This is a genomic window from Bradyrhizobium sp. JR4.3 (assembly GCF_040547695.1).
GTDB lineage: Bacteria > Pseudomonadota > Alphaproteobacteria > Rhizobiales > Xanthobacteraceae > Bradyrhizobium > Bradyrhizobium canariense.
The window spans coordinates 26,980-40,037 of record NZ_JBEPQF010000005.1; the positions used below are offsets into that span (position 1 = coordinate 26,980).

The 13,058-nt window shown below is 65.2% G+C and carries 9 protein-coding genes and 1 tRNA gene; 9 read left to right on the forward strand and 1 reads right to left on the reverse strand.

Translation table 11 applies throughout. The features are described from left to right. Window positions 1-16: 16 nt before the first annotated feature. From ABIB91_RS10580 to ABIB91_RS10610, 7 genes are all read left to right on the forward strand, one after another. Window positions 17-607 (forward strand): glutathione S-transferase family protein, encoded by a 591-nt coding sequence (locus ABIB91_RS10580; protein WP_354169296.1) that lies wholly within the window; start codon window positions 17-19, stop codon window positions 605-607. Window positions 608-631: 24 nt separating this feature from the next. Next, window positions 632-1,096 (forward strand): GNAT family N-acetyltransferase, encoded by a 465-nt coding sequence (locus ABIB91_RS10585; protein ID WP_354169298.1) that lies wholly within the window; start codon window positions 632-634, stop codon window positions 1,094-1,096. A gap of 172 nt (window positions 1,097-1,268) precedes the next feature. Beyond that, complete coding sequence (locus ABIB91_RS10590; protein ID WP_245286332.1) at window positions 1,269-1,460, forward strand: hypothetical protein; 192 nt, start codon at window positions 1,269-1,271, stop codon at window positions 1,458-1,460. A 79-nt stretch (window positions 1,461-1,539) separates the two neighbouring features. Then, window positions 1,540-2,712: a phosphoserine transaminase gene (locus tag ABIB91_RS10595; protein WP_354169300.1), complete on the forward strand. Its 1,173-nt coding sequence runs from the start codon at window positions 1,540-1,542 to the stop codon at window positions 2,710-2,712. 112 nt (window positions 2,713-2,824) lie between these two features. Further along, complete coding sequence (serA, locus tag ABIB91_RS10600) at window positions 2,825-4,414, forward strand: phosphoglycerate dehydrogenase (protein ID WP_204512347.1); 1,590 nt, start codon at window positions 2,825-2,827, stop codon at window positions 4,412-4,414. Window positions 4,415-4,567: 153 nt separating this feature from the next. Further along, window positions 4,568-5,740: a thiolase family protein gene (locus ABIB91_RS10605; RefSeq protein ID WP_275172497.1), complete on the forward strand. Its 1,173-nt coding sequence runs from the start codon at window positions 4,568-4,570 to the stop codon at window positions 5,738-5,740. A gap of 198 nt (window positions 5,741-5,938) precedes the next feature. Beyond that, the gene (locus tag ABIB91_RS10610; RefSeq protein ID WP_354169303.1) at window positions 5,939-7,912 is read left to right on the forward strand and encodes a methyl-accepting chemotaxis protein; all 1,974 of its coding nucleotides are present in this window, start codon (window positions 5,939-5,941) and stop codon (window positions 7,910-7,912) included. Window positions 7,913-7,951: 39 nt separating this feature from the next. Here the strand turns inward: ABIB91_RS10610 and ABIB91_RS10615 are convergent, their stop codons facing one another. Continuing rightward, window positions 7,952-11,365 carry a PAS domain-containing protein gene (locus ABIB91_RS10615; RefSeq protein WP_354169305.1) on the reverse strand — a complete coding sequence of 1,138 codons (3,414 nt, stop codon included), beginning with the start codon at window positions 11,363-11,365 and terminating at the stop codon, window positions 7,952-7,954. A gap of 649 nt (window positions 11,366-12,014) precedes the next feature. Between ABIB91_RS10615 and ABIB91_RS10620 the strand changes: the two genes are divergently transcribed. Together ABIB91_RS10620 and ABIB91_RS10625 are read left to right on the forward strand one after the other, a co-directional pair. After that, a complete protein-coding gene (locus ABIB91_RS10620; RefSeq protein WP_007596705.1) occupies window positions 12,015-12,446 on the forward strand; it encodes a phasin in 432 nt (143 codons plus the stop codon). 310 nt (window positions 12,447-12,756) lie between these two features. Then, a tRNA-His gene (locus ABIB91_RS10625) sits at window positions 12,757-12,833 on the forward strand. The last annotated feature ends 225 nt before the right edge of the window (window positions 12,834-13,058 follow it).

Here is a 13,058-nt window from a genome sequence, read left to right on the forward strand (position 1 = left end):
AGACGGGGCAGTAGCGATGAAGATCTACGGCGATACCAATTCCGGCAATTGTCTGAAGGTGAAGTGGGTCTGCGATAAGCTCGCGCTGCCCTATCAGTGGATCGAGATCGACACTCGCAAGGGCGAAAGCCGCACGCCGCAATTCCTGAGGATGAACGGCGCCGGCCAGGTGCCGACGGTGGCCTTCGACGAAGGTCGCACGCTGGCGCAATCCAATGCCATCATCCGCTATCTCGCGCGCGACAGTGCGCTCATTCCGCGCGATGCCTTCACTGCCGCGAAGATGGACGAATGGCTGTTCTGGGAACAATACAGCCACGAGCCCTATATCGCGGTGTGCCGCTTCCAGCTCGTCTATCTCGGCAGGGACGCCTCCGAGCTCGACCCTGAAAAGGTCAAGCGCGGCTATGCGGCGCTCGATCGCATGGAGCAGCATCTGGCGGCAAGCCGCTTCTTCGCCGGCGATGCAGTTTCGCTCGCCGACGTCTCGCTGCTTGCCTATACGCGCGTCGCGCATGAAGGCGGCTTCGATCTCGGTCGTTATGCCGCCATCCGCCGCTGGATCGGCGAAGCCGAGACCTTTCTCGGGCTTCCCAAGGTGCGTTAGGCGCGCTGAGGCAGGAGTAACTCAATGAACACCGAATCCGTTTCCATTCGTCCCGCGCGCCGTGAGGATGTTGCTGCGATCGTGGCGATGCTCGCCGACGATCATCTCGGGAGCGCACGCGAGCGCGTGGAAGACCCGTTGCCTGCGTCCTATTACGAGGCATTCGCGCGGATCGAGCGCGATCAAAATATCCAGCTCGTAGTTGCCGAGAGCGAGGGCAGGGTGGTCGGCTGCCTGCAGCTCGCGATCCTGCCGGGTCTCAGCTCGCAAGGCGGCTTGCGCGGTCTGCTCGAAGACGTCCGCGTCGCTTCCGATTGCCGTAGCCGCGGCATCGGCGAGCAATTGGTGCAATGGGCGGTGACGGAAGCGAAAGCGCGCGGTTGCAATCTGGTCGAGCTGCTGACGCATCAGACGCGAACAGATGCGCAGCGCTTCTACAAGCGGCTTGGGTTCACGGCGAGTCACGTCGGCATGACTGTCCGCTTTTGACGCAGTACGACAATGAGCGTTGCGCGATCAGCGAAATCGGATCGCGCATACGTTCATATTAAGAGCTGATAAACCACCGCTACGGCGTTCACGTTGGCTAGGGAACGAACGGTGCTACGGGACGTCGAAACCGGGCTCGATCGGTTCGGGGATTTCGATGACAAGCTATTCGATGATCAAGGTCGGCAACGACTACGTCGTGCAGGCCAACGACAAATGCATTTTGAAAGTCGGCAGCCGCCGCCGCGCCGCGCAATTGATCAACGATGCCACGGACTTGTTGAACGCGCTGGCCGTGGTCGAATCCCCTAAAATCGCACCGGAGGCGCCATCACTCGCGCGTGAGGCCCCGGAACTTCCTTGACTGGTCTTCCCGATTCCCGTATCAGCCGCGGCGGGACACCTCCCCCCAACGGGAGGCTTACTATCTGGAAGGGTAGACGATGACTGTAGCGAAGCCCGCTTCGCGGCCGAACGTGCCGCATTTTTCCTCCGGCCCCTGCGCCAAGCGCCCCGGATGGGATGCCCAAAATCTCAAGGACGCAGCGCTCGGCCGTTCGCATCGCGCGAAGGTCGGCAAGACCAAGCTCAAGCTTGCGATCGATTTGACGCGCGAGGTGCTCGAAGTGCCCGCCGATTATCGCATCGGCATCGTGCCGGCGTCCGATACCGGCGCGGTCGAGATGGCACTGTGGTCGATGCTGGGTGCGCGGCCCGTCACCACGCTCGCTTGGGAATCCTTCGGCGAGGGCTGGGTCAGCGACATCGTCAAGGAATTGAAGCTCAAGGACGTCACCAAGCTCAACGCGGCTTACGGTGAACTCCCGGATCTCTCCAAGGTCGATCCGAAGTCCGACGTCGTCTTCACCTGGAACGGCACCACCTCGGGCGTGCGCGTGCCGAACGCCGACTGGATCAGCGCGACCCGCGAAGGCCTGACCATTTGCGACGCCACCTCGGCCGCGTTCGCACAACCCCTCGACTGGGCCAAGCTCGACGTCGTCACCTTCTCCTGGCAGAAGGCGCTCGGCGGCGAAGCCGCGCACGGCATGCTGATCCTGTCGCCCCGCGCGGTGGAGCGGCTCGAAACCTACAAGCCGGCCTGGCCGCTTCCGAAGATTTTCCGCATGACCAAGGGCGGCAAGATCAACGAAGGCATTTTCGTCGGCGAGACCATCAACACGCCGTCGATGCTCTGCGTCGAGGACTATCTCGACGCGCTGAACTGGGCCAAGTCGATCGGCGGCCTGAAGGCGCTGATCGCGCGCGCCGACGCCAACACCAAGGTGCTCGCCGACTGGAAGGCGAAGACGCCCTGGATCGACTTCCTCGCCAAGGACGCCGCGATCCGCTCCAACACTTCGGTGTGCCTGAAGTTCACCGATCCCGCGATCACCTCGCTCTCCGAGGACGCGCAGGCCGACTTCTCCAAGAAGCTGGTGGCGCTGGTCGAGAAGGAAGGCGCGGGCTACGACTTCGCCTACTACCGCGATGCGCCCGCCGGCCTGCGGATCTGGTGCGGCGCCACCGTCGAGGCCAGCGATGTCGCGCTGCTGACCCAGTGGATCGACTGGGCTTTTGCCGAGACCAAGGCCGCGCTCGCCAAGGCAGCGTAGGTTTCTTTCTTCGCTTCTCCCCGTAAGAACGGGGGGAGGGAGAAGTGCTCCGAGACATTCATCCAATCCGGTCTAAGGCCCTTCCCTTGAGGAAGGCAGAGGACACATTCCCATGACCAAACCCAAAGTTCTCATTTCCGACGCGCTCTCTCCCGCCGCCGTACAGATCTTCAAAGACCGCGGTGTCGAGGTCGACTTCCAGCCCAACCTCGGCAAGGACAAGGACAAGCTCGCCGAGATCATCGGCAATTACGACGGCCTCGCGATCCGCTCGGCGACCAAGGCGACCGCGAAGATCCTCGAGAAGGCGACCAACCTCAAGGTGATCGGCCGCGCCGGCATCGGCGTCGACAACGTCGAGATTCCCGCCGCCACGGCCAAGGGCATCATCGTGATGAACACGCCGTTCGGCAATTCGATCACGACCGCCGAGCACGCCATCACCCTGATGCTGGCGCTGGCGCGCGAGATTCCGCAGGCGGACGCTTCGACCCAGGCCGGCAAATGGGAAAAGAACCGCTTCATGGGCGTCGAGATCACCGGCAAGGTGCTCGGCGTCGTCGGCTGCGGCAACATCGGCTCGATCGTCGCCGACCGCGCGCTCGGCCTGCGCATGAAGGTGATCGCGTTCGATCCGTTCCTGTCGCCGGAACGCGCCAGGGACATCGGCGTTGAGAAGGTCGAGCTCGACGATCTCTTGAAGCGTGCCGACTTCATCACGCTGCACACCCCGCTGACCGAGAAGACCAAGAACATCATCGACGCATCCGCGATCGCCAAGATGAAGAAGGGCGTGCGCCTGATCAACTGCGCCCGCGGCGGCCTCGTCGACGAGCAGGCCGTGGTCGACGCTTTGAATTCCAAGCACATCGCAGGTGCCGCCTTCGACGTCTTTGTCGAGGAGCCCGCCACCGCGAACGTGCTGTTCGGTCATCCCAACGTGATCTGCACGCCGCATCTCGGCGCGTCCACCACCGAGGCGCAGGAGAACGTCGCACTTCAGGTCGCCGAGCAGATGTCGGATTACCTGCTCACCGGCGCGATCTCGAATGCCGTCAACTTCCCCTCGATCACGGCGGAAGAGGCCCCGAAGCTGAAGCCGTTCATCGCGCTCGCCGAAAAGCTCGGCTCGTTCGCCGGACAGCTGACCGAGAGCGGCATCCTCAAGGTGGAGATCACCTATGAGGGCCACGTCGCCGAGATGAAGATCAAGGCGATCACCTCCGCCGTGCTGTCCGGCCTGCTGCGGCCGATGCTGGGCGAGGTCAACGTCGTCTCCGCGCCCGTCGTCGCCAAGGAGCGCGGCATGGTGGTGGACGAGATCGTCCGCGCCGCCCAGAGCGACTATGAAAGCCTGATCACCGTCACGGTCACCACCGAGCGGCAGGAGCGGTCGGTCTCGGGCACGGTCTATGCCGACGGCAAGCCGCGCCTGGTCGACATCAAGGGCATCCGCGTCGACGCTGAATTTGGCAAGTCGATGATCTACGTGACCAACGAGGACAAGCCGGGCTTCATCGGCAAGTTCGCGAGCCTGCTCGGCGATGCCAAGATCAACATCGCGACCTTCCATCTCGGCCGAGTTGCGCCGGGCTCCGATGCCATCGCACTGATCGAGGTCGACGGTGCCGTGCCGGCGGATCTGCTCGCCAAGGTGCAGGCCCTGCCGCAGGTCAAGCAGGTCAAGGCGCTGACGTTCTGATACGCCGACATATTCCGACCCGCGGAACAACGCCGCCCTCTCGCGAGGGCGGCGCTTTTATTTCTCCCGCGACCGCTGGACATTGTGTACCAATGGCGCCGAGAAGACGTCGACCGACGCTCCGTTCAAAATCGTTCGAAAAGGGAGAAAACAATGCGTGAAGCCGTCATCGTTTCCTATGCACGCACGGGCCTCGCGAAATCCGGCCGCGGCGGGTTCAACATCACCCCGCCGATGTCGCTCGCGGCCCACGCCATCCACCACGCGGTCGATCGCGCCGGCGTCGAGAAGGACTATGTCGAGGATTGCTATCTCGGCAATTGCGCCCATGGCGCGCCGAACATCGGCCGCCAGGCCGCGCTGCTGGCAGGAATGCCGAAATCGACCGGGGGCGTCTCGGTGAACCGGTTCTGCTCGTCCGGTCTCCAGACCATCGCGATGGCCGCCAACTCGATTCGTTCGGACGGTTCCGACTGCATCGTCGCAGGCGGCGTCGAGAGCATCTCAATGCCGGGCGGCGGGACTCCGAAAGAATCGATCGATCCCGAGCTGCTCAAGACGGCGCCGGCGATCTTCATGGCGATGATCGACACCGCCGACATCGTCGCCGAGCGCTACAATCTCAGCCGTGAATATCAGGACGAGTATTCGCTGGAATCGCAGCGCCGCATGGCCGCCGCGCAGCAGGCGGGCAAGTTCAAGGACGAGATCGTTCCGATGAAGACCAAGATGAAAGTGGTCGACAAGGCGACCAAAGCGGAGTCGATCGTCGATTACGTCGTCGACCGCGACGAGTGCAATCGGCCCGAGACCACGCTGGAAGGTCTCGCCAAGCTCGAGCCGGTCAGGGGCCCCGGCAAGTTCGTCACGGCGGGCAACGCCAGCCAGCTGTCGGACGGTGCCGCGGCCGTGGTGCTGATGGAAGCCAAGGACGCGGAGAAGCGCGGCCTCAATCCCATGGGCCGCTTCGTCGCCTGGGCGGCGGCGGGTTGCGAGCCAGACGAGATGGGCATCGGCCCGATCTTTGCCGTGCCGAAGCTGTTGAAGCGTCATGGCCTGAAGATCGACGACATCGATCTGTGGGAGCTCAACGAAGCCTTCGCCAGCCAGTGTCTCTATTCGCGCGACAAGCTCGGCATCGATCCCGACAAGTACAACGTCAACGGCGGCTCGATCGCGATCGGCCACCCGTTCGGCATGACCGGCGCGCGTCTCACCGGCCACATCCTTCAGGAAGGCAAGCGCCGCAAGGCCAAATGGGGCGTCGTGACGATGTGCATCGGCGGCGGCCAGGGCGGCGCGGGACTGTTCGAAATCTACAGCTGAGGCGAAGTCTCACCGAGCGGGAAGCACGGCGCCACAAGCGGCGTGCTTCTTTTTTGGAATCCGGCTTGTGCACGCCACTGGGCATAGAGGCGAACATTGTGGCAAATGTACGTATTCGTACGTGCCCGCAAATTAACGGAAGTTTTTAGGCATTATCCTTTCATCAACCGCATCAACCTCCACAGGGTCTATCGTCCGATGCGGTCACTCTCACTTCGCCTCACCCACAAGATCACGGCGATCGGCATCGTCGGCGTCATCGGCGTCGTCCTGATCGGCGGCATTCACCTTTATGGCGAGCGGGCCATGGGCGTCTATCGCGACGCCGCCGCGGATGCGCGCACCGTCTTCGAGCTGAACAACAGGATCGCGATCGAGCTGCTCGAGGCGCGCCGCGCCGAGAAGGACTTCCTGCTGCGCAGCGATCCGGCCAAGGCGCAGCGCCAGGCCGAGATCGGCAAGCAGGTGGCGCTCGATATCGAGACGCTTCGCGGCAAGACCGCAGCCCTCGGCAAGCCTGAACTCGCCGCGCGGATCGACGCGATGAACGCATCGCTCAAGACCTATCAGGCGCGTTTCGCCGCCGTGCTCGAGGAGCGGCGACGGCTCGGCCTCGATGAGAAGTCCGGTCTCGAAGGACGGCTGCGGGCCTCGGTCCACGACATCGAGGGCAAGGTCGATCAGCTTCAGGATTCGTCGCTCAAGGTGATCATGCTGATGATGCGCCGGCACGAGAAGGACTTCATGCTGCGTCGCGACGCCAGATATGGCGACGACATGAAGCAGCGCGCATCCGAATTCGCAGGCAGCGTCGATGCCTCCGCCATGCCCGACAAGACCAAGGCCGAGCTGCGCGCGAAGCTCGCCGACTATCAGCGCGACTTCTCGGCATGGATGGAGACCGCGCTGAAGCTGGCGGCCGAGCTGAAGGGCATGTCCGAAGCCTTCTCGGCGGTCGAACCCGTCATCGAACAGGTCTCGAAGTCTGTCGACCAGATTCGTGTCGAGGCCGACCGGCTGAACGACGCCGAGCGTGACAGCATTCAATCGTGGATCGGCGTTGCCATTGCGCTGATTGCGACCGGCGTGCTCGGCCTCGGCGTCTTCATCGGGCGCTCGGTCTCGAAACCGCTGTCCGCGATGCGGGCGGCGATGATCGAGCTTGCCAACGGCAATTTCGCCGTCGTCCTGCCCGGCCTCGGGCGTCCCGACGAGATCGGCGAGATCGCGCAGGCGGTCGAGACGTTCAAGGTCAATGCCGAACGGAAGGCGCGCGAGGAAGCGGACGAGAAGATCAGGCAGGACAAGCTCGCCGCCGAGCGCCGCCGCGCCGACATGATCAGGATGGCCGACAATTTCGAGGGGGCAATCGGCGAGATCGTCGAGACCGTGTCGTCGGCGGCGACCGAGCTCGAGGCGTCGGCGACGTCGCTGACCACGACCGCGAGCCGGTCGACCGAGCTGGCCACGCTGGTGGAGGCCGCCTCGGAAGAGGCCGCCACGAACGTGCAGTCGGTGGCGTCCGCAGCCGAGGAGCTGACCGCCTCGGTCAACGAGATCAGCCGCCAGGTACAGGCCTCCGCGCGCATGGCCGGCGAGGCCGTCGATCAGGCCGGGCAGACCAACGATCGCGTCAGCGAATTGTCGCGCGCGGCCGCACGGATCGGTGACGTGGTCGAGCTCATCAATGCGATTGCGGGCCAGACCAACCTGCTGGCGCTGAACGCCACCATCGAGGCCGCTCGCGCGGGCGAGGCCGGACGCGGCTTTGCCGTGGTCGCCTCCGAGGTCAAGGCGCTGGCCGAGCAGACCGCGAAGGCGACCGGCGACATCGGTCAGCAGATCTCGAGCATCCAGACCGCAACCAACGATTCGGTCGGCGCGATCAAGACCATCGGCGGCACCATCGAACGCCTGTCCGAAATTTCCTCCACCATCGCGGCCGCGGTGGAAGAGCAGGGCGCCGCGACCAGCGAGATCTCGCGCAACGTCCAGAACGCGGCGGCGGGCACCACGCAGGTCAGCGCCAACATCAGCAGCGTGCGGCAGGGCGCGACCGAGACCGGCTCGGCTTCGTCCCAGGTGCTCTCCGCGGCGCAGTCACTCTCGAACGACAGCAATCGGCTCAAGCTCGAGGTGAGCAGGTTCTTGGACACCGTGCGCGCAGCGTGAGGCTGCACGAACCCTAAAGGCCGATCCCGTCTTGCGGCCTCAAGCCTGCGCCAGCGCCGGTGCGAACACCACCTCGATCAGCGAGCCGGAGTTCGCCGCGCTCTTGATGTTGAACCGGGCGCGGTTGGCTTCGACCAGGGCCTTGGTCAGCGACAGGCTCAGCGCCGAATTGTCTTCGGCGTCGCCGGGCGGTGGCGTCCGGAACGGCTCCATCGCGGCGGCGACTTCGCGCTCGGTAAGGCCATGGCCGGTGTCGCGGATCCGAAGTGCGACCTCGCCGCGGTCGGTGAGGGCGGTCGAGACGATGACCTGGCCGCCGGCGCTGGCGAGCCGGATCGAGTTGGAGATCAGGTTCATGGTGATCTGCCGCATCGCGCGCGCATCCGCGCTCACCTGCGGCAGCGCATGGCCGAGCGAGGTGCGGATGATGATGCGCTCGCGATTGGCCTGCGGCTGCATCACGACCACGCAGGCCTCGACCAGATCGTTGAGGTTGAGGTTGGCGAAGTTGAGGTCGAGCTTGCCGGTCTCGATCCGCGACAGCTCGAGCAGGTCGTCGATGATGGCGATGACGCGCTCGCCGGAGGCGCGGATGTCCTTCATGTACTCGCCGTAGCGCTCGTTGCCGAGCGTGCCGAAGCGTTCCGAAATCATCACCTCCGAAAAGCCGATGATCGCGTTGAGCGGCGTGCGGATCTCGTGGCTGATCCGCGCCAGCATGTCGGCCTTGGCATTGGCCGCGCCGTCGACCAGGCGTCGCGCCTGCGTCAGCTCGCTCTCGCCCTGCTTGCTGTGCGAGAGGTCGCGGAACACGGCGAAGAAGTTCGGGCCGTCGGGCCGGGTGCGGCCCATGATCATGGCGAGCGGAATGACGCCGCCCTTCTTCTCGCGCCCCAGCACCTCGCGGCCGTGGTCGAGCAGGCTCGCGATGTCCTGGCTCTTGAGGTTTTCGAGATAGTCGATCACGACATGCTGGCTCTCCGGCGCGAACAGCGTCACCAGATTCTGCTGCATCAGCGTCTCGCCGTCATAGCCGAACAGCGCCTCGGCGCTGCGGTTGCAGGCGTGGATGTTGCCTTCGGCATCGAACATGACGATGCCCTCGGCCGTGGTGTCGAGGATCGCGGCGAGATCTTCCGCGTCCGCCTCGCCGACGTCGGGCTCGGGCGGGAAGGTCTCGGGGACAATGGTCTCTGCGATCACGGTCTCCGCAACGACGGGCGCAGCGGGTGCAGCTTGCGGCAGCGCGCAGATCAGCGCATGCGCGCTCTCGCCGTCCCAGTCGATCGCGTGCAGATGCGCCTCGGTGGTCGGCAGCGGCGCTTCGCCATTGGCGAGCGTCGCGCTGATCGTGACAGGCGTGCCTGCTTGCGACGTGCTGCTGGCCGCGGACACGCCCGGCTCGACATAGAGCGCATCGAGCCCGCCGGCGTTCTCCAGCTCGCTCAGGCTGGCATAGCCCATGCGCGCGAGAAACGCCGGGTTGGCGTAGAGCAGGCGGTCGAGCCGATAGATCATGATGCCTGATGGCAGCAGGTCGAGCAGCGCGCGGTCGCGCGTGCTGTGGCCGTGCGCCGGCGGCGCGGGCGCGGTCAGCCATTCGGCCGGCGCGTGCGGCGTCTCAGGCTCAGACTTGGGCTCGGGCTCCGGCGTCGGCGCTTCGGGCGTGATCTCGGCATCCGGCGGTTCGGCCGATGCCGCGATGGTTTCCTTGTCGCGCTCGAGGCGCTCGGACAATTGCCGGGCAAGCTCGTTGAACGCACTGTTCTCGACCGGCGTCAGCGTCGGCGATCGCGTGTCGCCGGGCGCGCGGAACGGCAGGACATTGGGAGGCGTTTCCACTGGGGTTTCCGGATCGGTTGGATGTGAATTCGCGTCGGTTGTGGGTTCGGGCGGTTTAGCTTCAGGCTCAGGCTCAGGCTCAGGCTCAGGCTCAGGCTCAGGCGCGGGCGGTTCGATCGGCGGAGGCGGCGCCTCTAGCTCGGGTTCGACCATATCGGCGGACAGGCTTTGCGGCGCCTGCGGTTCGGCCAGCAGCTCAAAACGCCTGAGCGCGTCGAGCCGGTTGAGACCGTCGAGATCGCGGCAGACCCCAAATCCCCTGAAGCCCGCGAAGTTGCGGTCGCCGTCGTAAACCGGAAGTCCGGCAAGCTCGACCGGCAGATGCTCGCCGCAATCGACCGGCCAGTTCACGGTGATCCCGGCCCAGGTGTCCTTGCTCGCCAGCGCCTGCGCCACGCGGCTTTCAGGGTCGAACGCGAATGTGTCGGCGATCTCGCGCCAGGGGCGGTCGAAGCCGGCCGCCGTGCGCGGACCGATCAGGCGGATGAATTCGTCGGAGAGAAGCACAAAGCGGCCCTCTGCATCCACCTTCCAGAGGAAGCGCAGCGGATGCTGACGCGGTGCGGGCGGCTCTTCGTGGCCCGACGGCGGCTCGACCATGCCTGTTACGGTCGGCGCGGCCTGCGGCGACACCATGGCTTCGGCCGAGTTTTCAACCGGAGTTTCTGGCGCGGCCTCGGCCGCTTGCTCGACGGCTTGCTGGATCGAGACGATCTCAGTGGCCGGCTCGCGCGCGGGCGGTTCGTGCGCGATCGTTGCTTCCGGCGCGTCGACCGGCTCGGCAAAGGCGTCGAACAGCGCGATTTCGGATGGCGCTTCGTGCGACGGCGCGGCTTGCACATGCTCCGGCACGGGGGCGGGAGCAGGGGGCGGCGCGGGCTCAGGCTGAACGATGTGTTCGCGCGCGACCTCTTCAGCGGCCCCGGCTTTAACGTCATCAGTCGCAGCCGCCGCCTGCTGCACGGCAGGCTCGATCAGCGCGACCAGGCCGACATTGGCCCCGCTGCCGACCCGCTGCAGCACCATCTGGCCGATGCCGATCGGCGTCTCGGCGCGACCCTGGCGAAGCGCGTCGCTACGCGCCTGTTCGAGGCCTGCTTCGCCGAGATCGCGGAAGCCGAGCAGGGTGCGGGCCGTTTCGCTGGCGCCGACGAACAGGCCATCGGGCGCGAACGCCGCCATCGGCGTCTTGGCGCCGTCGACGAGACGAAGCAGGCGCTCGACCAGCGGCATGGTGCGCAAGCCCGGGTCCATCGCGGTAACGAGCACAGCGCGGCCGCCATCGGCGAAGTCCAGCCGGGCACAGGCGCAGGTCATCAGCGTGCCGAGCCGCGCGCCGAAGCCGCGCAGCCGTTCGAGCCGGATCGCGCCGTTCGCAGGCAGCCGGCCGGCAAGCCGGATGATCTGGCGGCGGTGGCTGTCGGCGGGGCCGAAAATCTTCTCCGCCAGCGCCGTGGCATTGGCCGCGCCGAACAGTCTTGCCCCGACCGGATTGGCCCAGAGCACGCGCGTGCCGTCGATCGACCAGAGCCAGGCGGGCAGCGGCGAGGTCGCGTGCACGGCCAGCCGGGGATCGCCCACGCCTCGCAACTGGAAATCCGAACTCGTCATCCGACCGGCTTCGCGTCCCGCTTGTGCGCATGGCTGCCGGGAATGGCAGCCTTAAGAAAGGGTTAGTATCGCCCGCAGCCGCGGGCAGGTCCACGTCCCAAGCCTACGGAGCAAGGCCTAAAGCCGCGATAACCTTAATGTCCCCGACCCCGCAAGGCGTGCCGGCGCTGCATCCGCAGGATTCGCGCGTGCGGATGGTCGATCGCATCAAGCCGAGCTAGCGCCCCACCCCAACTGCGTTCCCTCCCCCCTTGTGGGGGAGGGCTAGGGAGAGGGGTAAGCCCAGCAAAAGGTCTCAGTCGTTGCCCCGAGGCCCAGAGCGCGACGGACAGAATCCCCGTGTGGCACCCCCCTCCCTGACCCTCCCTCACAAGGGGGAGGGAACGGAGAGAGCGCTGCTGGCCGTCGCAAACCCCCTCAACCACCGGTTCCCCTGCCCGGGAACCTCATCCTCCCCGAGATTAAATTTTGCAATGCACCCTCCAAACCCGTTGCGTTGCACAATGTTGACATTTTAGGCAGCCATGGTCCCCGCGCTGGGCGAGCCATCATTCGTTTCGTGTTTCCAGTCTTCGCACCCGTCACCCGGTTGGCCGGCGGGCGCGCCTGAAGGCTCACTCCGTTTTTTCATTAGTGTGAGGGACAAACCATGACAGGTGCGACTGATCCGTTTTCTGCCTCGATCATTCCGTTCGAGGTCCCCGAGCAGATGCGTGCGTTCGCCGAAAAGGGCGTGTCGCAGGCCCGCGAGAACTACGCCAAGTTCAAGGACGCCGCCGAGACCCACAACGGCACCGTCGAGGCCGTGTTCTCTTCCGCCCACAAGGGCGTGAGCGAATACACCGCCAAGCTGATGGAGTTCGCGAAGGCCAACACCAAGGCCCATCTCGACTTCACCCAGGAGCTGTTCAGCGTGAAGGCGCCGCAGGATGCGTTCGCGCTGTGGACCAACCATTCCAAGGCGCAGCTCGAGACCTTCCAGGCCCAGGCCCGGGAGCTCGCCGAGATCGCCCAGCGCGCTGCCACTGCCGCCGCCGAGCCGATCAAGGCCTCCGCCGCGAAGCTCTACCCCGCCGCCTGATCCGGCCGGGACGTCTGAATTAAGAACCCGGGCCTAAAGCCCGGGTTTTTTCTTCACCTCTCCCGCCTGCGGGAGAGGCCGGGAGAGGGCTCTCTCCTCACGGGGAGTGTCGCCGCCAAGCGGGCGAGGGGAGCGCAACCTCGCTGCGGTCGCCATCAAGCCTGATTTCATTGCGCTGAGGGTGATTTACCCCGGTTTTTCGTCTGTTTGCGGCCTTGCCAAAAACGCCCGTTGCACCTAGTTTCCGCCCCGTCCAGCCCCCCATGGTTCTCGGCCCTATCAAGGGCGCCCCCGGGCGGCTCGCAAGGATGCAGTTGTAGCTCAGTTGGTTAGAGCGCCTGTCTGTGGAACAGGAGGTCGGTGGTTCGAGCCCACCCAACTGTACCAACGGTGCGGCAGGGCTTAAGCAGACATCACGGATTGGCGCCTCCCGCCTGCGGCAGGCGCGTTATCATCATTTCGCGATCTGCGTATAAAACCGGTCGGGAGCGCGGTGAGAGTGTCGAAACTCCACATGAACCATAGCTGGTCAGTCGCAAGGGGCAGTGGAAGAAGCGCTCGTTGCCCAACGCGCGGCCTGCGCTATCTGCGACATGGCATCTGCGATATCCG